The organism is Leptolyngbya sp. UWPOB_LEPTO1 (assembly GCF_017302695.1).
Taxonomy (GTDB): Bacteria; Cyanobacteriota; Cyanobacteriia; order Leptolyngbyales; family Leptolyngbyaceae; genus Leptolyngbya; species Leptolyngbya boryana.
In genome coordinates, this window is the sequence record NZ_JAFLCJ010000045.1 from 1 (window position 1) to 23,346 (window position 23,346).

Here is a 23,346-nt window from a genome sequence, read left to right on the forward strand (position 1 = left end):
ACTATACACTAACGATTGGGCGTGTTCAACGATGGTTTCCATAACCGTCTCATTTTTATTTCTACGCCCTTTCTTTCAGATTTTGTTGCGTTTGGCAAGCCTTATTGAGAATGGTGCAAGATCTCAGTTATCCAAATCCTGATCTAGAGATTCAGGCAGAAATCGACGAGATCGGTCTCGATTTTCTTGAGGAAGACCTGCAAAAACTGTTGAAGTCGATCCGGTCAGGTGCTGAGCGCGTCCGCCAAATTGTGCTGGCATTACGAAATTTCTCGCGGTTGGATGAGACAGGGATGAAGCCTGTTGACCTTCACCAAGGACTAGACAATACTCTATTAATTCTGCAAAATCGTCTGCAATCCAAGAAAGGATTGCCTGCAATTCAGGTATTTCATCAGTATGGTGAGTTGCCGCTAGTGAACTGTGATGCTAGCCAACTGAATCAAGTCTTTATCAACATCTTGTCCAATGCGATCGACGCGATCGAGACAAGATTGCAAGTATCTACAACGTTCGTTCCGACCATTACGATTACAACAAAACAGCAGGGGGGTGCTATTGTCATTTACATTCAAGACAATGGAGTTGGCATGATGCCTGAGGTCATGCAACGCCTATTTGAGCCTTTTTTCACGACGAAACCTGTGGGTCAAGGGACAGGTTTGGGGCTTTCTGTTAGCTACCAGATTATTGAGAAACATGGCGGAACTATTCGAGTTACATCCGAGCTAGGTCAAGGAAGCCAATTTGCAATCATATTACCGATCAAGGAGCCATTAGATTCACAAAAGCAAAACCTTGCTATTAGAAGCGAAAACTAGCTGCTCAAGGATTCTATGCCTGCAACATGTTGGGTGAGTTCTGAAACAACACGCTCCAGTTTAGAGAGTCGATCGAGGGGTGAAGATGCAACATCATCTTTGACCCGATTTCAGAATGAGTTTGACATCCGAATGTCCGCTCACTAGACCGGATGCTGCTGCAAAAAGTGGATCACACCCGCTTGTAACAAAGCAATTGTGCCATCTGCAATGTATTGCACTGCTAGTGCTGCCAGCAACACTCCTAAAATTCGAGTCACCACATTCACCCCTGTCTGTCCCAACCATTGGGCTAAATACTTTGCCAGCATTAACAATCCGTAAGCAATCAACAGTACAATCGCGGCATCCGTTAAGACGATCACTTCTCCCAACACATGACTTTCAGCTTCCTGAATCAGAATCAGCATACTGGCGAGTGTACCAGGACCTGCAATTAAGGGAATTGCTAACGGAAAAATACTCACATCCTGACGCATGTGTGCTTCTTGTTCTTCTTCTTTGGTTTCTCGCTCACGATGGGCAAACACCATATCAATGCCAATCTTGAAGAGTAAGATTCCTGCGGTCACCTGAAATGCCTCAATGCTGATGTCAAGATAGCGGAGAACAAAGGCTCCAGAGAGAGCAAATGTCGAAAGAATTGCGGCGGAGACGAAAATAGCGCGTCGGGCAATCCGCGCTTGTTCCTCTAGCGATCGACCCTCAACCAGCGAGATAAACAGGGGAACTAACCCGATCGGATCGATGATGACAAACAGCGTTAAAAAGGCTTTGGCGATGAAAGCAAGGGGAAGATGTTGCGTGAAAGCGTGCCAGTCGGCAGGGAGCGACACAAATTGAGCATCAAACATGATGGCTTTGAGTGATCGTTAAAACTATCTCCATAGCTTGCAGGATTTTTATCTATCCCGAATCGGCATAGATAAGTAGATCACATCCCGAGTGCGACTACTTTTGATCGTCAAACGACAGCTTCATGCTTGTTTAGTTGGCAAATTGGAATCTTGATTCTAAATTCTGTTCCCTGACCTGGCAGAGAGCAGCATTCGAGTTTGCCACCGTGTTGGTCGGTGACGATCTGGTAGCTAATCGACATTCCGATACCTGTCCCTTTACCAATCGGTTTTGTGGTAAAAAACGGGTCGAAAATCCGGTGCTTCACCGCTGCGGGTATCCCTATTCCATTATCAGAGATGGCAATCTGCACCCATTGCGTTTCAATGACGGAAGTCCGAATGTGGATTTGGCTGAGTTGGCTCTCTAGATATCGTAATTTGGCATCTCGCTCATCTAACGCATCGATCGCATTCACCAAAATATGCATAAACACCTGATTGAGTTGTCCAGCATAGCATTCGACAAGCGGCAAGTTGCCATACTCCTTCTTGACTTGAATTGCTGAACGTTCCGGAGTCGCTTTCAAGCGATGTTGCAACATGAGTAGCGTGTTGTCGATCCCCTCGTGCAGATTGACTGCTTTGAATTCCGATTCGTCGAGACGTGAGAAATTGCGGAGTGACAGCACAATTTGACGAATTCGTTCTGTCCCGCTTCGCATCGAACTGAGAATTTTGGGCAAATCCTGCTGAACAAATTCCAAGTCCAATTCCTCTACTTGAATTTCAGCTATAGAGGGAGGACAGGACTTCTGGTAGAGACGCACACAATTGAGCAGAGTTTGGCTGTACTGATCCACATACTCTAAGTTGGCATGAATGAAATTCACGGGATTATTGATTTCGTGAGCAACGCCCGCCACTAATTGCCCCAGACTCGACATTTTTTCAGCCTGCACCATTTTTTGCATTTGCGTATTCTGCAACTCGATGAGCGTTTGCTCTAGATCCTGAGTTTTTTGCAAAATTTCTGCTTCTGCTCGTTTACGCTCCGTGATGTCTCGGAAATACCAAATTCGTCCCCAATTTTCTCCATTCTCTGCATTCACCGGAACTGACGTTCGCTCTAAAGTTCTGCCGTCTTTGAGCAGTAATTCACAATGATCAGATTCATGAATCTGATCATAGAAATAGATGACTTTCTCGAAAAATGCTTGGGGATCTAGCATTTGTTCAGCGACATACGCCAACATTCGATGGTCATCGCGGGTCGTTCTCAGATCGATCGGGACATGCCAGAGGTCTAGAAATCGTTGGTTATGGGCATCAATCTTGCGATCGCAATCGACAACCAAAATCCCATCTAACGAAGACTCCCGCTGGGCTTGTAAAAAAGCACGACTGCGATCGAGTTCCGCCATTTTCAGTTCCAAGCTGTGGCTATATTCTTGGAGTTGCTCAGATTGTAACTGCAACTGGCTTTGCGTCTGTTGTAATTTATGTAGAGTTTGCGCAAGACGTTGGGCTTGAGTGCGATCTAGAAAGGCGCTCAGGAGAACCAGACTCAGAATCAGTCCTACACCTAGACCAATATCGATCGCTAAGATTCCAGCATTAAAGTTCGATTGGATGGGGAGGGCTGAATCGATCACACGGAAGGAAACGGCTGCCATGCCTGTGTAGTGCATCGTTGGAATGGCAAGCCCCATCAGCGTACTACTGGCAAGTCGTCTCAGTGCCCAATTTAACGAGTTTTGCTCTCTCAGCCGAAATGCAAGATACAGTGCGGCACCTGAAACTGCGATCGCGATTCCAACCGATGCCGCAACCAGTTTGAGGTCATAAACAATTGTGGCAGAAATCTGCATTGCTGCCATTCCGCTGTAATGCATCACGGCAATGCCCAATCCCATACAAATGCTGCCTAGAGCCATTTGGGTGAGGTGAATCTGGGGCTGACTCACAATAAACAATGCCACTCCAGAAGCGCCAATGGCGGGCAGAATCGACAAGCCAACCATAGACCAGTTGTAACTGACGGGTATGGGCATACAGGAGGCTAACATACCGATAAAGTGCATTGCCCAAATTCCGATGCCCATCGACACCGCACCGCCGAATAGCCAAGCAAATCGGGTTTTGCCCTGGGTCGCTGTGACTCGCCCTGCTAGATCTAGAGCGCTGTATGAGGCAAGAATGGCAATGACGATTGACAAGCCAACCAAGCCAAAATCATAGTGATGGATCGCGACGTGCATGAGCAACTCACTCCAGACTTGTCCATAAGACATACTGGAGTGAGGATTCCCAAGAAATCGCAATTGTATAAGAGCAAGGTAATACTCAGAGAAAAATCTTAGTGTATGTCTGTACGATATCTGGCTAGAGAATTGCAATCGCTCGAGTCCTGAATCTACAGCGCGTTTCACACAAATCTGGAGTGCAAAATCATTCAACTGTCGTTCAATTCAGGACTCTTGGGCGAGCTAACCGACGTTCTACCTGCTCACTTACCTCACACCTGCCTGGCGAATCGGTAGCTCAACGACAAATTCAGCACCCTGACCAGAGGTTGAGTGGCAGTAGAGTTTGCCATGGTGCTTTTCCGTCACAATTTGGTAGCTAATCGACAGCCCCAAGCCTGTTCCTTTCCCAATCGTTTTCGTAGTGAAGAAGGGGTCAAATAGCCGAGACAATGCTGCTTCATCGATTCCCAATCCATTGTCCGAAATCCGAATCGAGATAGAATCTTGATCGATCATCGCGGTGGAAATACGAATTTTGCCTGGGGATGTTGCAAGGCGGTCTGGTGATCGTTCAACATTTCGTTCTTCGATCGCATCGATGGCATTTGACAGCAAGTTCATGAACACCTGATTCAGTTGACCGGGATAACATTCCACCGTGGGGAGTGCATCGTAGTCTTTGACCACCTGAATCATCGGGCTATCGATCGACGGTTTCAAGCGATGCTGCAAAATCATCAATGTACTATCGATACCATCGTGGATATCTACGGTCTTAAACTCGGCTTCATCCAAGCGTGAGAAGTTCCGCAAAGATGTGACAATATCGCGAATTCGCTCTGTGCCCACCTTCATCGATTCCAACATTTTCGGTAGGTCTTCGACTGTAAACTCTAGATCCGCATTCTGCCAATGCGCTTGAATCTGGGGAATTGAATCAGGGCAATGCTCTCGATAGAGCATCGTACAGTGCAGTAACTCTTGGATGTACTGTTCAGCGTGTTCTAGGTTGCCGTGAATGAAATTAATCGGATTGTTAATCTCGTGGGCAATACCTGAAACCAATTGTCCCAAACTCGCCATTTTTTCGGCATGAATGATTTGAAGTTGAGCCGCACGGAGGTCTCTAAGGGCTTGGGCAAGTTGATCTGCTTCTTCTCGCGTTTGTCCGAGTAGACTCGATTGCTGAAAGAGATTAGCTTGGCGCAATGCAACGCTGATTTGCGCTGCGACTTGGGTGACAAATTCTAGTTCAGTCTCTTCCCACTGGCGAGTCCGACCACATTGATGAATACATAGCAGCCCCCAAAGGGTATCGCCTTCCATGAGAGGAACTGTAATTTGTGCCTTCACCTGGAACCACTCAATCACATCGAAATAGGGCAGCTTCGCCTCAAGTTTGGTTGTATCGGAAATAACTTGGGCAGTTCCTTGAGAAAATTGGTCGAGGTGCTGATCGCCATAACGATCGTGCACCTTGACATTGAGGGCAGAGTCCAAGTTCGGCAGCACATCTTCGGCAATAAACTCTCCACTGCAATATCCAGAATCTGGATCGAACCGGAGAATTCCGACGCGATCAGCGTTGAGTACTCGCCGCACTTCTGGCAGTGCTGCTCTAACGAGCGTTTCCCAGTTTAGTGACTCCCGCATCTTGACGACGATATCAAACAAGATCCGGCGTTGTTCAGCAGCTTGTTGTAGTTCATTGGCGCGAATTTGAGTTTGCGTCAACAAGTTGGAACTTTGCATTGCCACACCCAGTTGGCTCGCAACTTGTCCCAAAAACTCAACTTCGACTTCACCCCACTGGCGCGTTCCAGAATGTTGATAGGCAGCAAGCAGTCCCCAAAGATTGCGTCCGACAAAAATCGGGGTTAGCGCATACGCTCGAATCTTAAATTGCTCTAGAATTTCGAGATGGCAGCGCGAATGCCCAGCTTGGTAGATATCATTGACGGCAAAATGCTCATTGTTGCGATAGCGTCCGCCCTTAGTGTCTTGCAAATGAGTATCTTGCCAAACCAAGTTTTGTCCAAAAGGATTGATGCTGTCCCATTGAGGTTCGACCATGCCAAAGTTGCTGATAAATTCCCCACTCCAATCCTCATTGAAGCGATAGACAGCAACGCGCTCAACCCGCAAGAGTTTGCAAACCTCCTGGCAAGTCATTTTCAAGATCAAGTGAATGTCGAGCGAGGAGCGAATTTTGCCAACGACTTCGGTGAGGGCACGTTGACGGGCGATCGCATCTTGCAGCGCGATCGCCCGTTGTTTCGATTGCTCTAAATTCTCGGCTTGTTGGATGGCGACGCCTAACTGGGCACCCACCTGTTCTAGAAACTCAATCTCAAAGGGTTGCCACTGGTGAGGGCTAGAGTGCTGATAAGCGGCGATGAGTCCCCAGAGTTTGGTTCCGGTAAAAATGGGAGCCAGCACATAAGCGCGAATTTTGAACTGCTCCAAAACATCCAGGTGACAGCGCGAGTGTCCGGCTTGATAAATGTCCGAAATCGCAAAACTTTCATTGTTGCGGTAGCGTCCGCCTTGAGTTTCTTGGAGGTGTGTATCTTCCCAAACCAAATTTTTACCAAAGGGATTCGTCTGCTCCCAAAACGGTTCGACAATCCCGAATTGGCTGACAAATTCACCGCTCCAGTCCTCATTGAAGCGATAAACCGCAGCCTGCTCTAGCTTGAGCAGTTTACAGAGTTCTTGGCAAGCTGTATCCAGTCGTGTTCTAGACATGTGGAGCAACATGATTGAATGGCTCTTCTGACGAAAATCTCTAGAAAGCTCGCCCTAGGTCTCAGCATTTGATCTCTGCTGCATTTTGCTCCATGGTTTTGATCGTGGTGCAATTTTTTTCGATTTAGAGCACGCTAAGAGTAGGTCGTCTTGAGGAAGAACACGATGAATCCGCTTACTCCAACTGGAATTTCTGAAAGGATGCAGCAAATTGAAGGAACTCTTTCAGGTGTGGGAGAAAAAATGAAAGAAACGGCGACTCTTCCTCTTCTCGAAGCTAGAAGTTTAAGCGATGCGATTACCGCGAATGTCCAAAATTCTGTGCACGCTTGGATCGATGCACATCCCATTTTTGCGTGGATTCTGTTGCATCCGCTTTGGAGCATTGGCATTGCGATTTTTGTCCTTTGGCTCGCATTCAGTTTGTTAACCGCGCTCGTGGATGCATTGGTGCAATTAATTTCATCGATTCTAAAATTACCGTTGACTGGCTTCAAACGGCTTCTTTTGCCGCGTCGATTCGCTCAGTCTGATTCTTCTCAACGATTGATAGAAGTGCTCGGTCGATTAGAAGCTTTACGACAAGAACAAGACGACTTACTGAAACAAGTGAAAACAATGTTAGCGTCGGAGCGCAATGTTAAAGAGAGAGCTGTGTCGTCTGATCAAACCTTGTCAGCAAAACGCTAATCAAGTTTTTGCAAGTTTAAGTCTAGACAAGCCGTTGCGTACAGGCAAGACTTGAACGGATGCAACGCGAAACAATGCTTGACGGTTGAAGCGGATGCTCAACTGAAACGGCGGGCGTTTTGGAATCAAATGAATCTAGTGATGCCGTGGGATTTCCGCAAATCAAGCTAGCGGGCTTTGTCTCAACCCGCTCCAAAACCAGTCTGAAGGAAAGCGATACTTTCAATGAGGATGCTTTCTAGGTTTATCTTTTCCTAGACCGTACCTTCCTCCTCTCCGATCGGCTCTTTCTCACTCGTGGTCAGAGAGCCGTATCCTGAAGTGGTAGCGCCATTGCTACGGTTTACATTGATGTAAAGTTGAAGCGGTTTTTCTTGCCGTACTGTCGCCATAACTGCCTCAAAGCGACTCATCGGCATGTGAAGCACGATGTACTCTCCTATTGGGGCAGGATGCCAGAGATAGTCCTGAGTCAAGGCTGTTCCATCCGGGTAAAAATCAATTCGCCCGACGAATGAGTTGCCGCTGTAGCACATGAGCAAGCCGACACGACCTTCAGCTCCGCCGGAAAGGGTGACCGTGTATTGGTCAAAAGATTTTGTTGTCGCCATAAACTACCTCCGATTTGTTTCTGTTTCAGAACTTTGAATGGTCGAGAACATACACGGGCAAGATCGGTAAGTTATGCAAATCCTTCTACGATCGCGCATCAATCAGATCAAGGATTTCGGTCGGGATGATTGACAAGTATTTAGCAGAGTTGCAGAGGTTCGTTTGAAACGGAGACTGTCACTGTTCACAGATTATGGAGCTAAGGGGGTTTGAACCCCTGATCCCTTCAATGCTATTGACGTAGGGCGATCTCGCGAATGCCCTCCTGAGTTGATTTTTAGCATTTGCAATAAGAGCCGTACTATTTACGAACTATCACCTCTTTAAAGTTTAATTCCATTCAAAATGCAGTGAACCAGTGTGGACAAGAATCTAAAACTATTGATACGACAGGTTTTATAGATGCCCACACTCTTGAGATAGAGGTATAGACGTTCTGGACAGCATCACATGTACTTGGTGATTGAGAATGATTCCAGGAGAGCATCATGGTTCTGTCTCCGGCTTTAACTTGTGCCAACAAAAAGAAATAACAAAGGTTAACGTGACGTAAGAGGCATCTGTATTACTGCGTTCCGAGATCGATCAATAGAGTTTATCTGGGCGCAGCCAATAAGCTTTCAAAGAAAAAGCTCGACCTATCGATCGAGCTTTGAAGAAAATACGATCGCGAACGAGCAGTAACCAAGAACAATGGCAAGGACAGGGACAGGAGCAGACGTTTCCAACAAATCCGATCGCAAAGGATCGGTGAAAGAAACGCTTGGATATTTTGCCCATGGCTTCTGGGACAAGTTTCCAACAAATCCGAGCACGAACAATCGGTGAAAGCCAGTAAATACAAGGTCGCCACACTATTAATTAAGCAGTTTCCAACAAATCCGATCGCAAAGGATCGGTTCACTCGCACTACTATTGTTATGAATGCTGAAATTGCAGCAGAGTTTCCAACAAATCCGATCGCAAAGGATCGGTTCACGAGACTCAGATTAACGATCGGTTTGAGCGGGTCACGTCTTGTTTCCAACAAATCCGATCGCAAAGGATCGGTTCACAAAAGAAAGAAGTTGCAATCAAATCGGCAGCTAAGTTGTTTCCAACAAATCCGATCGCAAAGGATCGGTTCACTTCGTTTATGCAGAAGGTTCGCGATCGCGCGGCTGAACTGTTTCCAACAAATCCGATCGCAAAGGATCGGTTCACCTGCCTACCATGAGTTAGTTTGTGAGTGTGTATTTGGGTTTCCAACAAATCCGATCGCAAAGGATCGGTTCACTATATCGTTACAGTTAAACTTCCAACAGGTGAAGAAAAAGTTTGTTTCCAACAAATCCGATCGCAAAGGATCGGTTCACCTCAAGTATTGGTTCTCGATTACGAATGGAACTGTAGAGAAGACTACGGTGAGTTTCCAACAAATCCGATCGCAAAGGATCGGTTCACCAAGCGCAAAGACAAGCAGCGTTATCTCTGCCAAGAGTGGTTTCCAACAAATCCGATCGCAAAGGATCGGTTCACCCCTGCTCACAGAATCCTTATCCTGTCAGCCTTCCACATCCTATTTGCGAGCCTCATTTTTTTCAAGTCAATAATCCCCCAATTATTGCGAATCCATCTCGCCTGAATTCTCCAAAACCCTTACACCACAAGCTATCGAGGCTCAAAACCAAAGAATCAGCATTTCAGCCAATTTGCACCAGCCTCGCACCCCTACTCTCCACCCCAAAGCCGCCGAAATCCCCTCAAAGTCCCCTGATTTTCCTGCAAAAACCGCAAAAACTGCTCCGACTCCCGCGACTCATCCGGAAAAATCGTCAACACCTCCAAAAACCTCGGAGTTGGCTTCGGAATCGGCTTCCCTCCGGGCTTTTCAGGCGGACGCAACCCCACCACCGGATACATCCGATGCCACAATCGCCCAATCCTCCCCACACCCCCCGTCAAAGACGACTCATAAATCGAACCCCGCTCCTGCACCCCCGCAATCTTCTCCTGATACGCCCCATGCAGCCAAGCGATCGCTTCACTATCCTCTCGATCGCCTGCCTCCCGTCCCCAAACCTCAACCCGCCCCGGATGCCAACTCTCCCGCCAATCCGCAGGTCTTGCAAGTTGAATCTTCTGCAATCTCATCCAATCCCGCGCCGCCTCCCGCACCTTGTCGATAAACTCAGAAACTCGATCGAGCTTTCGCACCTGCACATCATTGACCAGCGAAGCCTCCCCCACCCATTGCCAATGACACCCAATCAGCGGCTTATGCGAATCCTCATAGTACTCCCCGAAAAACATTCGATGATCCGCTCGTCGCCAAGACTTACCAAACCCACCAAACACCATTGCAAACTGAGTCAAAGCCTTGATCAAAGCTCGCAACGCTTTCTGCTCTGCCTCATCGAGCTTCGACTGTGTGAGAATCCAAGCTAGCTCACCTTCGACTTCATAAGCAGGCTGAGCAAAAGCCCCTCTCCCAAACGGTTTTACTTCCAAATGCGACGCTTGAAATCGCATCATCAACAGTCCCGTTGTCCCTTCGCGATCGCGAATTCCCCCAAACAATCGATCAACGATTTGTTCCGTCGATCGCTCATCCGTCAATCCGCCAAAAATCCGCATTGCATGACCCCGAATCGCCGCTCGAAACGCATTCGGTCGAAACTCTCCCGACTCATCAATCCGCTTCGCCGCCTGCCCTTGTCCCTTCAGTCGGACTCGATACAATGCCTCTACTTTTCCAGAAAGCTGCGGCTGTCCATAGCCCGCACAGACCCGACTGCCAATTCCTTGAGCGATCGCTTTCGCCCAAAGCCCCCAAATGCTCTCCCACTCTGCATCACTGAGCGTTTCAGTACTCGAAATCTCAAACCGCATTTCAGGCTGATAGAGTGAAACCTGCACAAATGCACTCGACTTTTCAGATTGGTCTTTGACCTGTCGCCCCTGCTGCGGATGCACCAAATCGACCAAGCCCTTTGTCCAATCACTATTGACCGGATAGCCCCCATGAAACCGCAAAATTCCTGGCTCCCAATCTTTCCCCGGCAAAGGCTTACCACAGTAGCGCGCTGCCTGCTCAGAGCTACAAGCTCGACGAAACACCCCTTTCATACTGCTACCCGGATAGTAAGGATAGCCCCGCGCCCCAATCACCGGGCGAATCACACTATCATCAACTCCACTATTTGATACCAATCGCCAAGTAAACGTAAAAGTACGAGTTTGCGCCCCCGATCGAGACTCTGGAAGTTGTCGATCGACTTTATCAATCCACTCATCTGCCCACTGTTCCACAGTAGTATTTGCAATGTAGTGGAGTTGGCATCGTCCGCTCACTTGTGCCTGAAACATCATCGGCACTTTCTTAAACGCCTCTGGGACAATCGTCATTATTCTACCTCCCGCGTCTTGTAGCGCTGCGTCCACCATACTAAGGAATCACATAGTTGGGTGAGGACTGCGATCGCAATGCGTTGTTCTTCAATGCTCAATGTCCAAAGTTTTTCGGACATGGCTTGGATCTGCTTTGTATCTTTGACGCTTACTGAGTCATTAGGGATAGTAAAGTTTGCTTCTTTGAGAATCTCAACTAAGGCATCCCACGTAGCTTTCCAGTAATCAGATTTGTTAATGTCTTCCTGCTTCGGATTAGTTTTTCCTTTGAAGCGCAAATGTTCGCCCCAGAAACGTTCTAGACCGTAAGCAACAGCTAAGCGCATTTTGTGAGACTCATTGAGGACACCGCGATCGCGATATTGCAATACGAGCTTTTGAGCCGCTCGATCAAGTCCATAAGGTTGCCAAGAAGATTGCCAAGCCATAACTATTCTCCTTTTACTGTGACACGACACCGACCAAAGCCAATTGATTCCAATCCACCAAAGTAAAGCTCGTCTGTATCGGAGCCATTGAACGGTTTCCAGTTGGGATTTTTTAATGCGATTGGAAAGACTAAAATGCTGCCTTCAGGCAAAGCTTCTACATTGAAAAAAGCTCCGGTTTTCGTATCAACTTTCTTCATGTCATCCAGTAACTTGACTCGACTCTGACGAAACAGAGCCATATCATGCAGCATTGCAATGTCATTGTCATCGACGACGACTAAGTTATTTGAGTTGATATCAATCCCAGACGGAATCCACATTGAGAGATCCGCTTCATGCTCGATTTTCAGAAAGCCTAAGTTAAAGAACAAGACTTTTCCGTTTGTGCCGTCTACTTGTCTGCCTTGGAGTCCTTTAGGAGCCGTGTACGGTTTTGGTAGCTCTGCTTTTACGCCTACAATTTGCTGATATCGACGCAGTAACCAAGGACAAGTCACCCACACGATCGGCTGTCCCGGACAAAATACAGGCAACCAAACTAACGAAGCATATTCAAACTTTACTTGTGCTTCAGTGGTTCCTCCATCTCGCTGTCCTGCGATCACATGATGTCCATACCAATTTGCTGTTTCAGGACATTCTGCTAACCCTTGTTCGAGTTCCTTTTGGCGCATATCTGCCCGAAATCTTCCTCGAATCGAACTTCCCGGAATGATACCTGTCTGAGTAAACTGATCGCGAAAGATCAAATTGAGGTTTCCAGTTTCTTCGCCAGCACTTGCCCCAACATGAACAGGAGCAAGCGTTTCAATGATGCCGTAAGCTTTCTTGTACATAGTCCTAGGTTGTAAAACAATTATGCGATCGACAAAGGCAGAGCTAATCCACACCCCCATCGTTTAAGTGAAACGCCTTCTTTGGGAAACCAATCTAGCTCCCAATCCTGCCAAGCTAATAGCTCATGCGATAAGACATACACACTTCCGGCGGGAACGGCATACCGTCCGCGAGATAACAGCTTCGGCTGATGAGGTTGATGAACATCTTGATTGTTTTCATCTTTGCGATTGCCAAAGCGATATCGAAATGGAGTCGGTCGCTCGGTCAACAATGCTTTAACATCCCAAATTTGCTGATCTTTGTTTTCCAATGAAAGCGGCTGACGATAGGAAAGTCGATTCGATCCCCAAACCGCAGACGTGATCAAAGCAAAGCTCGACCCCACAGGCTGACGCAGCATTTCAAGGGTCTCAGCAGCGATCGACAAACATCGGACAGAGACTAAATGCCCTTCCCCTCCAAATCGATACCATCCATCCTCGATCGCTGTATTCGACAAGTAAACTAAGCAAGCTTCAGGGTGCATCTGAATCGCATTTTCTAGAAACAAACTGCCTTGCTCTTCATCGACTGCAACTCGTCGCTCATCTTGGCGTAATCGAGGATGCAAATGGGGTAGATATTCCCAGGGGTTGCTATGGGTCTGAGTCGGATTTTCCCAATCTTGAATCGCGATCCAAGTTTCACGATCGACTTTACTCACGGTCTTTTCTGAATGCCACTGATCGCCGTTGTGAACTAAGCGATCGACAATTTCTCCTTGCTGTACCAGATAGTTAAACGGTGTTGGAACATAGAAGTTTTGCGGGTTTTCGCTCCATGCCCAAAACGCTCCTGCAAGTTGGAGATCTTGGAGATGATTTGGGCGATCGCTGTAATGTGCAGCTAATAAGCCTGATAATGTTGCTGCACTGGGCGGAAATTGAGTGCCTGAGCGTCCGACTAAGTTCTCAGGTGAGAGAAAGCGACCTGTACTGCCATAGAGTAACCCCAAAGGCTCGATCGCAATTAGATACTGAAACGCAGGCAAAGTCTTTGGCTGGCTCAACTGTTGCATAGATGAAATCCTACTTTCGCAAGGTTAGTGATCCAGAGATTGAATCCATCAAGATTTGAGGGGTTGTGTGATAGCCGCAGTTTTTCAACCACATCTTGAGGAAAGTAGACGGCTAGTAACGAGAATGCAACCTCGGTTTGTTCTCCCTGAAAGGCATGGCGAGATTCGAGAACTGCAATGTCATTGTAGAAGTGCGTCCAATTTGCTTGCTTGCCTTGGATGCCATTACGATCGCGATATCCCGTTAACAATGGCTCTAGTAACCACCACGGACAGACCCACTCTAAATGAGTGCCACTGTTAAACAAGATTCTCAAAGCGATGCGATCGCGTCCGTGCTGTTTTGCAGATGTTTCTGCTGCTCGACAATGCTGCAATACATCTCGCTGTGGCACATTCGGAGCCGCCCAAACAAAGCCGATACTCGCTGTAATCGGGTATCCGTGGCTGTTCCAAATGGTTGGAAATGTGTAGAGCCATTGCAGAGATTCCCAAGCAGTGAGGGCTGGATCAGGCTCGTTTCGGTACAGTACACCCAGAAAATCATCTCCGCCTGCATAGATAATCCGCCCATCTCGAATGCGAGTAGACGGAAGCTGATCTTTGAGTGAGGTTCCCCAGGTTCGCATGGCTGCACTGAAGTTGTGCTGTTCCAATTCTGTGAGCGTTCTTAGATAATCACTGACTCGATCACCATCTCCGAGAAACCATCCTGTCCAGCGTTTTGCTTCTGCTCGATCGACATCTTCGGGTGTTTGATCTTTCCATCGATTCAATCGTTGAAATGAGCCAGGAGTTTCGATGTTCGGAAGTGCTTGTGCGATCGCATCCACTGTGACTAAGCGTTTGATCAATTCTGGAACGCTGAGTTGTTCACGCTCATCAATGATCGATTCGCCCCAACATTGACTTAATTGTTGATAAAACTGTTTAATTTTGTCGTCAATCTCTCGAATGTTGCGTTGCTTGGGGTTGCTAATTTCATTCATTCCGGGATACGCGATTGTATCGGCTCCGGATAAGGTTGAGCTTTCTCCACTCCAGTTGATGCCTGTCCAATTGCGCGATCGCTTTTTTTCAAATAGGTTGCGACGTGCTGCTTCGGGAGTGTCTCCAGTAGCGTGAAAGAATTCCCAGGCGTGGCTTTCCCAGAGTGACCATTCGCGTTTCCAGTAGCGATAATCAAAGCCTTTGAGCTTTTGTTCGATCGCGCTTCGGCAGAGTTTCGCGATCGCGCTCCAGGCTTTGTCAAATTCGGTTTTGGCAAGGTCGAGGGGGAGATGTCCGGCGATTAGGATGAGGTTGGGTGTGCCTTGGGTGACATCGATGAGAGCGGGGGAGATGACGGGATAGCCAGAATAGGGAGGATCGGAGGTTGGGAGATGGGTTCTGGCGGTGTCGCAAAGGGCGTTGGCGAGGTAGGAGAGGATGAAGGAGCTTCCGTAGAGGTCGCGAAGTTTGCGGGATTTTTCGATGAAGCCTTGGACGGGGGCAAAGGTGATCGCGGTATAGATTGTTTTGGTTTCGATGCTCATGAGATCGCGAGACTTGGGCGAACTATCTTTTATCGCTTCACTTGTGAGGATCAGGAATCCGGATCAGCTTTGTCATAATACTCGTATTTTTTTATTCATAGATACTTAGGTTCAATGGATGTATCAAAATCTGGAGAGTATCGATGAAACTCCGGAAAGTGTGCATGAAATTTTGTAAGTGTGCAGGTGTGATTGAGCAACGTCCATATAAATTTTGAAACTGTGGGCGTTGCTCTATGCAACATGGACGAAATTTTGTAAGTGTGCAGGTGTGATTGAGCAGCGTCCATATAAATTTTGAAACTGTGGGCGTTGCTCTATGCAACATGGACGAAATTTTTGAAAGTGTGCATGAAAATTTTGAAGGGATGCACGTCTGACAGATTTTCGTCTATATAAAACTGGAAATGATAGACATATATTGATGAAGAACCATAGAGAAGTCCAATTTCCACGGAGGTCGATCGATCTCTGAAAGTGCCATTCTTTCGTTGATCTCCGTGGATCGTCTATGTGGCAAGGATTTCAGCGCTTGAAACTCCATTCTATTCTCAGGAAGGAAGTTGTTATTGATAGTGAAAATGACCTCCGTGGATTTGCCCTCTGAAACGCTTTCTGTGTAATACTTCTGGAGAGGTAGGGTTGCCGATCATCTGCGATCGGATTTGTTGGAAACTCAGGGTTTGACCACCCTGCGTTGTAAAGATGCCAGAGGTTGCCGATCATCTGCGATCGGATTTGTTGGAAACCACGCAACATTCAACAAGAAGCTACGACCCGAAGTTCCAGGTTGCCGATCATCTGCGATCGGATTTGTTGGAAACTCCGAGATAGTTGCCAAATCAATTTTGCTCAAATCAATTGTTGCCGATCATCTGCGATCGGATTTGTTGGAAACTTGTTGTCACCGTGAGAATTGGTTCGAGGGTTACCCTGAGTTGCCGATCGATCTGCGATCGGATTTGTTGGAAACCCGTTACCGTTTTGCGGATCACGATTGTCCGTTGTGATGTTGCCGATCTTCTGCGATCGGATTTGTTGGAAACTTGACTTCACCGACGGAAAGATTCCAGTTTGCAGGATAGTTGCCGATCATCTGCAATCGGATTTGTTGGAAACAGTTCAACCATCGAATAAGCATTGATGAACTCAGGAGGTTGCCGATCGACCTGTGATCGGATTTGTTGGAAACCCCGGAGATGTATTGTTTTTCCAAAGAATTTCGTCATTGTTGCCGATCGACCTGTGATCGGATTTGTTGGAAACAGATCTGAAAAATCACCGATATTTCGGATAATCAGAAGATGTTGCCGATCGCAGGTCGATCGGATTTGTTGGAAACGCCGCATCCAGAAGCTGCCCCATGAACCAACGGTTGATGGGTTACCGATCCTCTGCGGTCATGCGAACGTGTGCCGCAGGCATCGGATTTGTTGGAAACGCACCCTACAGACGGTAGACCCAACCTTCTTCGTGACCGTTGCCGATCGCAAGTCGATCGGATTTGTTGGAAACTGAACCTCCCAGTTCTCCGGGTCGAAGTAAGCGTTCTACCCGCAATGTTTTGAACTTCTCTTCAAAGCTCGATCGATAACGGTCGGGCTTCTTTTTTGCAAGCGCGATCGCAGCAACGCTTGATCAAGCGCTTTGTTAAAATTCAGAATAAGAACTTAGAAAACTAAACTGATGACCTATAAAGAAATCTTGCTACAAGAAATCGAAACGGCTTCCGACGAAGTTCTGGCAGAAGCGATCGACTTCATTCGCTTTCTGAAAACAAAACCAGCGACCCACATGAGTGAACAATCATCAGCTTTAGTAGAAAACTTCACCTCGGAGCAAACTGATGATCCGAGGGCAGCATTTAGCACATTTCTAGCCGACTTAAAACAGCTTCCCCTCCAACGTGCAGAACCCTTGCAACAAGAGACAAAAGGCAAAGACCTCTCCAAATTCGTTGGAACCTGGCAAGGCAACGATTTAGAAGACTGTCTTCACTTCGTGCGAGAAACTCGCTCTCAGTCGGAGTTTTAGCCCATATCATGTACTTATTGGATACGAATCACTGTAGTTACATTATCGATAACCATCCTCGCATCAGCGCAGAAGTTCGATCGCGTTCAGAAGCCCACTTTGCGACAAGCATCATCACGTACGGCGAACTCCTCTACATGGTTGAGAAATCAACTCAGAAAGCTGAAAATCTCATCACAGTTCAATCCTTTCTGAATACGATCGGACTTTATCGACTTGATGAAGAAACAGCAATCATTTACAGTCGATTAAAAATCGCAATCTTCAACCAATTTGCACCCAAAGACCAAGCTAAACGACGCAAAGCAAGAATTCAAACCCTTGGTTTCGATGACAATGATCTCTGGATTGCCGCGACTGCACTACAACATAACCTTACCCTTGTCTCCGCTGATAGCGACTTCACTCGAATGCAGCAAGTTTGTCCCCTGAGCCTCGAATCTTGGAAGTGAAGCCTGAAAAGCACAACTTCACACGATCGAGCTTCTTTTAAACAAATCCAATCTCGCCTCAATTCACAGCCCATCAAGATGAAGAACTCGATCAAGAAATTGTCGATCGCCACAGCAACATCAACTTAGACGAACTCGCATGAAACGCTCATTCGTTGATTCAGGCGTTCTGATCTCTGCGGCACGAGGAAACAGCGATCGCACAAAAAGAGTTTTCGCCACCCTTAGAAAATCAACAGGTCTTCCTTTCCAGCATCTTCATCCTTTTTGAGCGATCGCGTTTTACTGCAAGAATCAATAATAGTCTTTCTATAGATGAGCATATCTCTGAGACGAAATGAGCGATCGCACCGAGTTGATTCAGCAAGAAGCAATCAGAATTCTTCAGATTCTCATTGACACTCCATTTGACGAATGCTGCCCATTATCCAAAGACTATGCAGATCTCCCCAATCGGCTTGGAATTTATGCAGTCAAACATCGCAAAGAAGGAATCTTATACATTGGCAAAGCAGCCAACATTCGGACTCGATTTACAGGCGGTCACAAAGCAATCTCTTGGGCATATATTGAACGAATTGATCCAGACGACATTCGGATCTGTACTGTAGTTTTATCGAACGAATGGAGACGATCACAATTAGAACTTGAAACCCTAATGATTCAGACACTCAAACCACGCTATAACATTAGAATCCGCGCTGAAGAGTGAGACCAATGCAAACAACAGACATTGCTGCCCTCAAAAGCATTCTCAATCACTTACCAACAAATATTCGTGAAGCATTAGAGACTTACGCCCAAGAGACAGATCTGCCGATCGAGTTTGTAATTGAAATGGCGATCGCATCTTTCTTAGATATCGATGCTGTTACCTTTTCGGATTGTCGAATCGAATCCCCAGGACGATTACGCGAACAAGTTGAAACTCTGCAAATTCAATTAGCTGCCGCCAAAGCGCAACTTCCCCAACCATAAAGTCACCATTCGCGACAAAGCAGCAACAAATCGAAGAGAAGCCACTACGATGAAACATATTATTTCTTGACCGTCCCATCATTTCATTTAGGCTGACCCGCTCATGTATTGGCACTCCTTCTGGCTCACACTCGCCCAAGCCACCCCCAAACCAACCTCCGTCGATTCCGCCACGATCGAACTCCTCACCCGCCAACTGCAATTTCTCCAAGATGCCAATACCCGCCTCAGCAGCAGCTTCACAACCTTTGTCACAGTCGTTGGCTTCCTAATTGCAGGAGTCGTCGGCATCAGCTTCTGGCTCTTCAAAACCACACTCAAAGACGCACGCCAAGAACTCAAGCAACTCGTCCAAGGAGTCATCACCCGCGAAATTGAAACCACCGTCGACAAACGAGTCACCTATCTCGAACAAATCCTCGATCGCGAACGACTCCTAGAAGAAATCACCGTTCACTACATCACCCTAAAAGCCCCCAGTGACATCCCCATCGAATACGAATTTCTCCGCGATCGTTTCCCTCGAATCGCGCTTAAACAATTCGACAATCCCATCTTTCACAACGCCAACGTCATCGTCTTAGACCTGATCAACAATCCCACCGGAAAAGTACTTCCCGACGACAACATCCGACAGATATTAAAAGAACTCCTCAACAACCTCGATCGCCAAAGAACCTCGATCGTCATCTACTATCGCGGTGAAAGAGGACAATCCGCCGCAATCAGCGAACTCGATCCCAATCTCTACACCATCCCTGCAAATAGTAGAATCTCCCTCATCGGAAGCACAATTAACGCAGCATACATCGCGGATACTTTACGTCGTAAAAGAGCTTAACAGGACTCCAGAATTGATTTAGATGGAATGCGTCAGCAAGACTTCACCGAGAGTCGGGAGGACTGAAAGGCGCACCTCAATGGCATGAGGCTGTAAAAAGAGATCGAGAAATAAATTGGTTATGTATTGATTGAGTTTCTACATTATCGAAGCTTGTATCGCTGGAATAACACATAGGTCGCACAACACTGATCTGAAAATTCTTAACAATCTAAGAAAAACGCGAAGAACGACATTAATCTGCGAATAGGAAAGAATCTGAATTGAGTGACATTAATTCACGAAAACTAGCAAAAATCGGCGAATTAGTCCGAAACCGACATTAATTTGCGAACCGCAACATTTAATGTAATGTGCGAATGTACACTCCTCACAATATTGAACCATTGAACTTCGGAATCGCGATCGACAACCTAGCGCAAATTCAGCGATCGAGTTTTAATAAAAGTGTCTTGCTCTTTCATTCGGCTGCCCGAATGGAAACCAGTATAAGCATAATGGGCGAATCTCATCTTATTCTGGGCACTTCGATAGGAACTCTAGTGAATTGTTACTTAAGCGAATGATGAACGATACCGAATTGCAACATTTACGTCGCTGTGTAGAACTGGCAGCCGAGGCACTAGAGCTAGGCAATCACCCGTTTGGATCTGTCCTTGTCGCTGCCGATGGAACCGTTCTTGCCGAGGATTACAACCGCGTGGCATCTGGCGACCAAACCCGCCACCCTGAGTTCGCGTTAGCACGATGGGCAGCAACAAACATGACTCCTGAAGAACGAGCTACGGCAACTGTCTTTACTTCCGGTGAACACTGCCCAATGTGTTCGGCGGCACATGGATGGGTGGGTCTGGGTCGCATTGTATATGCAAGCTCCTCGGAGCAACTGGCAACCTGGCTTGCTGAGCTAGGGGTTCCTCCCCTTCCCGTACGCCCCCTGCCGATCCAGGAAGTCATCCCGGATGTGGTCGTGGAGGGTCCGGTTCCCGAACTTGCAGTGCAAGTACACAATTTGCACCGCCGCTTCTATCGCTCATCCCCAACGGAGTGACGTTGTGTGATAGCTACAGTGTCAATGGCTTCACTGAACGCTAAAAGTCAGAAGAGATAGGCTTTATAGTCTTAATGACACTCATGCGTCACCATGACAAATAAAAAATTACTGTACATTTGGCTAAAGCGGCAATTCATGGGCTAGAAGTGGCGCTCAGTGATACGGAAAAGGCAATCCGGTAATTAACAGGAACAGAACCAATGGTCGATTTGCGAATTGTGAATGCTTGTTTGCCAGAGCAAGAGGGACTTTGGGAGATCGCAATCACAGACGGAATCATTACCGAGATCGATCGCGCAGTCCAGGGAAACACGATTCTAGATGCCCAAAAGCAATTGGTGATTCCAGGCTTAGTCGATGCTCATATCCACCTCGATAAAGTCTTTTTGCTCGATCGCACTCCTGCTGTAGAAGGTACCTTTCACGAGGCAATGCGAGAAACCCTAAAAGCAAAGCAGGCTTTTACCGTTGCAGACATTCAAGCCAGAGCGCGACGGGCACTCTGGCAAGCGATTTCCTGGGGGATAACCCTGATGCGATCGCATGTCGAAGTAGATCAAGTCATTGGATTGACCGGAATGGAAGCTCTGCTACCCTTGCGACAGGAATTTGCTTGGGGAATTACACTCCAACTGGCTGTGTTTGCTCAAGAAGGAATCACGAATCAACCACATCTTCCGAAACTTTTGCGTGAGGCAGTCGCTTTAGGAGCAGATGTGATTGGCTCTGCTCCTTACGTCGATCCAGACCCAGAGCAGAATGTGCGGATCGTGTTTGATATTGCTCAGGAGTTTGATTGTGATGTCGATTTTCACCTTGATTTTCTCGATGATGACTTACCGTTGATGCTGCCGTTTGTGATTGCAGAAACTCAACGGCGAGGATGGCAAGGACGAGTGTGTTTGGGGCATATGACCAAGCTCGCGAACTTGCCCCCTGAAGAACTCTTGGAGCTTGCTCGATCGATACGTTTAGCGGGAATTTCGCTGCTCGCTTTGCCTGCATCTGACTTGTATATGATGGCGCGAAAAGATACGCATCGAGTCCGGCGCGGCGTGGCTCCGATTCACACCTTGGCAACCTCCGGCGCGACGGTTGGTGTGGCAACGAACAATGTGCAAAATCTCTTTACCCCCTTCGGAGATGGAGATGTACTAAAGATTTGTACATTGCTGGCGCAGGTGCTGCATTTAGGGACTGCAAGCCAGCAAGCACAATGTTTAGCGATGGCGACAACTGAGGCTGCCGCAGCGATCGGAGAACTCAATCACAGCATTGCACCGGGTCATCTTGCCGATCTAGTTATCTTGAATGCTCATTCTGTCACTGAAGCGATCGCGGCTGCTCCGCTTGAACGAACGGTGATTAAGCGTGGGCGTATTGTCGCTCAGCGCAAATGTGAATCCCAGTTTTGGACTTCCAAATCTGTTTGATTGCTTATCTAGTGAAAATGGCAGCGTCTCTATCTTCTTTTAAGAAGATGAAATAGAAACCGACGATACAGCATTCCACATTGTTTAGAGGTAAGAGATTAATCATCTAAAAAACAATTACATGAGCAATCGATCTTACCGAATTATGAATCGCCGCACAGTCATTCGGGGTCTGCTAGCTGCTGGAGCATTTGGTGCAAGTTCTCGCTTATGGATAGGATGCACACCTACCTCGAATACAGCTACGAATCCGAATCCTACACCCAACTCTACACCTCTTGAGATCGGATTCATTTATGTCGGACCCAAAGATGATTATGGCTATAACCAGTCCCATGCTGAGGGCAAAGCAACTGTCGATAAACTGAGTGGAGTCAAAATTGTTGAGGAAGCGAGCGTTCCTGAGACGACGGCAGCCGAAGAAACGATGACAAACATGATTAAGCAGGATGGGGCGACGGTTTTATTTCCAACCTCATATGGATACTTCAATCCTCACAGCTTAAAGATTGCTCGTGAGTTCCCAGAAGTTCAACTTTTTCATCCAAACCAACCTTACAAGGATGAATATCCTAAGAATGTCGGTTCCTACTTCAGCGACTTAGTTGAACCTGCTTATCTGGCAGGGATTGTAGCAGCATTGACTTCTAAGACTGGCAAGCTTGGCTTCATCATTCCAAAACCTATTCCTGTCGTTTTACGGGAGGCGAATAGCTTCGCACTAGGAGCGCAAAGTGTTAAACCGAATATTGTGGTTCAGGCAATTGTGACAGGCGACTGGTCATTGCCTGTCAAAGAAGCTGAAGCTGCAAATAGCCTGCTCGATCAGGGGTCAGACGTACTGACCGGTCGAGTTGATAACATGAAAGTCATCATTACTACTGCTGAAAAACGAGGTGCGTTTTCCTCTGGCTACCATATCAATCAGGCAAGTTTAGCACCCAAAGGGTATTTAACAGGCGTGGAGTGGAATTGGGGCAAGATTTACAGCACTTATGTTGAGATGGTTAAAGCTGGCAAAACCTTGATGAATGGCGGGATTCCTCATGTTGTTGCAGGCGGACTGAAAGAGGACTTCTGTAAGCTTTCCCCCTTTGGTGCATCTGTGAGTGCTGAAACTAAAAAAGCAGTGGAAGCTGCCAAAGCGAAGCTTCTTGATGGAAGTTTGGCGATTTTTAAGGGAGAACTGAAAGACAATAAAGGAAATGTTGTGATCCCTGAGATGGACCCGTAGGGTTGGACAAAAAATAGATAGTGAATAAGCTACAGTTCTAGATCTCAATTCTACTAACTTTTTTGATCTAGATTCGATTCATGCTTTTGATTCTTTCGTGTTCACATTATT

At 47.1% G+C, this 23,346-nt stretch carries 23 protein-coding genes and 1 CRISPR repeat array; of the genes, 10 read left to right on the forward strand and 13 right to left on the reverse strand.

Annotation, left to right across the window (positions count from 1 at the left end; all coding sequences use genetic code 11):
- The first annotated feature begins 110 nt into the window (after window positions 1-110).
- Window positions 111-821 carry a sensor histidine kinase gene (locus J0L70_RS30965; protein WP_287457186.1) on the forward strand — a complete coding sequence of 237 codons (711 nt, stop codon included), beginning with the start codon at window positions 111-113 and terminating at the stop codon, window positions 819-821.
- Between the two features lie 143 nt (window positions 822-964).
- On the opposite strand, the gene J0L70_RS30970 is transcribed toward J0L70_RS30965, so the two are convergent.
- The 3 genes from J0L70_RS30970 to J0L70_RS30980 form a co-directional block, all read right to left on the reverse strand.
- Window positions 965-1,675, reverse strand: coding sequence for a MarC family protein (locus J0L70_RS30970; RefSeq protein WP_017287485.1), 711 nt, complete (start codon window positions 1,673-1,675; stop codon window positions 965-967).
- Window positions 1,676-1,785: 110 nt separating this feature from the next.
- Complete coding sequence (locus J0L70_RS30975; RefSeq protein WP_287457187.1) at window positions 1,786-3,918, reverse strand: MHYT domain-containing protein; 2,133 nt, start codon at window positions 3,916-3,918, stop codon at window positions 1,786-1,788.
- Window positions 3,919-4,170: 252 nt separating this feature from the next.
- On the reverse strand, window positions 4,171-6,654 hold the full coding sequence (locus J0L70_RS30980; RefSeq protein WP_287457188.1) for a GAF domain-containing sensor histidine kinase: 2,484 nt from the start codon (window positions 6,652-6,654) through the stop codon (window positions 4,171-4,173).
- 165 nt (window positions 6,655-6,819) lie between these two features.
- On the opposite strand from J0L70_RS30980, the gene J0L70_RS30985 reads away from it, so the two are divergent.
- On the forward strand, window positions 6,820-7,344 hold the full coding sequence (locus J0L70_RS30985; RefSeq protein ID WP_287457189.1) for a hypothetical protein: 525 nt from the start codon (window positions 6,820-6,822) through the stop codon (window positions 7,342-7,344).
- Between the two features lie 254 nt (window positions 7,345-7,598).
- Here the strand turns inward: J0L70_RS30985 and J0L70_RS30990 are convergent, their stop codons facing one another.
- From J0L70_RS30990 to J0L70_RS32190, 10 genes are all read right to left on the reverse strand, one after another.
- The gene (locus tag J0L70_RS30990; protein ID WP_017287489.1) at window positions 7,599-7,955 is read right to left on the reverse strand and encodes a hypothetical protein; all 357 of its coding nucleotides are present in this window, start codon (window positions 7,953-7,955) and stop codon (window positions 7,599-7,601) included.
- A gap of 639 nt (window positions 7,956-8,594) precedes the next feature.
- On the reverse strand, window positions 8,595-8,750 hold the full coding sequence (locus J0L70_RS32175) for a hypothetical protein (RefSeq protein ID WP_502711036.1): 156 nt from the start codon (window positions 8,748-8,750) through the stop codon (window positions 8,595-8,597).
- A gap of 74 nt (window positions 8,751-8,824) precedes the next feature.
- Window positions 8,825-9,474: direct repeats of the CRISPR family, unit length 36 nt; unit sequence GTTTCCAACAAATCCGATCGCAAAGGATCGGTTCAC.
- 192 nt (window positions 9,475-9,666) lie between these two features.
- Complete coding sequence (locus tag J0L70_RS30995) at window positions 9,667-11,343, reverse strand: RAMP superfamily protein (protein WP_287457190.1); 1,677 nt, start codon at window positions 11,341-11,343, stop codon at window positions 9,667-9,669.
- Window positions 11,343-11,774 carry a hypothetical protein gene (locus J0L70_RS31000; RefSeq protein WP_190650820.1) on the reverse strand — a complete coding sequence of 144 codons (432 nt, stop codon included), beginning with the start codon at window positions 11,772-11,774 and terminating at the stop codon, window positions 11,343-11,345. Before J0L70_RS31000 ends, J0L70_RS30995 begins: the two co-directional genes overlap by 1 nt.
- A gap of 2 nt (window positions 11,775-11,776) precedes the next feature.
- A complete protein-coding gene (locus tag J0L70_RS31005; RefSeq protein ID WP_287457191.1) occupies window positions 11,777-12,613 on the reverse strand; it encodes an RAMP superfamily CRISPR-associated protein in 837 nt (278 codons plus the stop codon).
- Window positions 12,614-12,633: 20 nt separating this feature from the next.
- Window positions 12,634-13,674 carry a CRISPR-associated protein gene (locus J0L70_RS31010; protein WP_287457192.1) on the reverse strand — a complete coding sequence of 347 codons (1,041 nt, stop codon included), beginning with the start codon at window positions 13,672-13,674 and terminating at the stop codon, window positions 12,634-12,636.
- Window positions 13,662-15,209, reverse strand: coding sequence for a Cas10/Cmr2 second palm domain-containing protein (locus J0L70_RS31015; protein WP_287457193.1), 1,548 nt, complete (start codon window positions 15,207-15,209; stop codon window positions 13,662-13,664). Before J0L70_RS31015 ends, J0L70_RS31010 begins: the two co-directional genes overlap by 13 nt.
- A 676-nt stretch (window positions 15,210-15,885) precedes the next feature.
- Window positions 15,886-16,050 carry a hypothetical protein gene (locus J0L70_RS32180; RefSeq protein ID WP_502711037.1) on the reverse strand — a complete coding sequence of 55 codons (165 nt, stop codon included), beginning with the start codon at window positions 16,048-16,050 and terminating at the stop codon, window positions 15,886-15,888.
- Window positions 16,051-16,061: 11 nt separating this feature from the next.
- Window positions 16,062-16,265 (reverse strand): hypothetical protein, encoded by a 204-nt coding sequence (locus tag J0L70_RS32185; RefSeq protein WP_502711038.1) that lies wholly within the window; start codon window positions 16,263-16,265, stop codon window positions 16,062-16,064.
- The gene (locus tag J0L70_RS32190; RefSeq protein WP_502711039.1) at window positions 16,262-16,558 is read right to left on the reverse strand and encodes a hypothetical protein; all 297 of its coding nucleotides are present in this window, start codon (window positions 16,556-16,558) and stop codon (window positions 16,262-16,264) included. Before J0L70_RS32190 ends, J0L70_RS32185 begins: the two co-directional genes overlap by 4 nt.
- 337 nt (window positions 16,559-16,895) lie before the next feature.
- Between J0L70_RS32190 and J0L70_RS31020 the strand changes: the two genes are divergently transcribed.
- From J0L70_RS31020 to J0L70_RS31055, 8 genes are all read left to right on the forward strand, one after another.
- Window positions 16,896-17,243: a hypothetical protein gene (locus J0L70_RS31020; protein WP_287457195.1), complete on the forward strand. Its 348-nt coding sequence runs from the start codon at window positions 16,896-16,898 to the stop codon at window positions 17,241-17,243.
- Between the two features lie 8 nt (window positions 17,244-17,251).
- Window positions 17,252-17,695 carry a type II toxin-antitoxin system VapC family toxin gene (locus J0L70_RS31025; protein ID WP_287457196.1) on the forward strand — a complete coding sequence of 148 codons (444 nt, stop codon included), beginning with the start codon at window positions 17,252-17,254 and terminating at the stop codon, window positions 17,693-17,695.
- A 337-nt stretch (window positions 17,696-18,032) separates the two neighbouring features.
- On the forward strand, window positions 18,033-18,407 hold the full coding sequence (locus tag J0L70_RS31030) for a GIY-YIG nuclease family protein (protein ID WP_287457197.1): 375 nt from the start codon (window positions 18,033-18,035) through the stop codon (window positions 18,405-18,407).
- Window positions 18,408-18,412: 5 nt separating this feature from the next.
- The gene (locus tag J0L70_RS31035) at window positions 18,413-18,673 is read left to right on the forward strand and encodes a hypothetical protein (protein WP_287457198.1); all 261 of its coding nucleotides are present in this window, start codon (window positions 18,413-18,415) and stop codon (window positions 18,671-18,673) included.
- Between the two features lie 103 nt (window positions 18,674-18,776).
- Entirely contained in the window at window positions 18,777-19,514 is a 738-nt protein-coding gene (locus tag J0L70_RS31040) for a hypothetical protein (RefSeq protein WP_287457199.1), read from the forward strand.
- Window positions 19,515-20,076: 562 nt separating this feature from the next.
- Entirely contained in the window at window positions 20,077-20,565 is a 489-nt protein-coding gene (locus J0L70_RS31045) for a nucleoside deaminase (protein ID WP_287457201.1), read from the forward strand.
- Between the two features lie 203 nt (window positions 20,566-20,768).
- Window positions 20,769-22,001, forward strand: a complete 1,233-nt coding sequence (locus tag J0L70_RS31050; protein ID WP_287457202.1) for an amidohydrolase family protein — start codon at window positions 20,769-20,771, stop codon at window positions 21,999-22,001.
- A 121-nt stretch (window positions 22,002-22,122) separates the two neighbouring features.
- Window positions 22,123-23,235 carry a BMP family ABC transporter substrate-binding protein gene (locus J0L70_RS31055; RefSeq protein WP_287457209.1) on the forward strand — a complete coding sequence of 371 codons (1,113 nt, stop codon included), beginning with the start codon at window positions 22,123-22,125 and terminating at the stop codon, window positions 23,233-23,235.
- The last annotated feature ends 111 nt before the right edge of the window (window positions 23,236-23,346 follow it).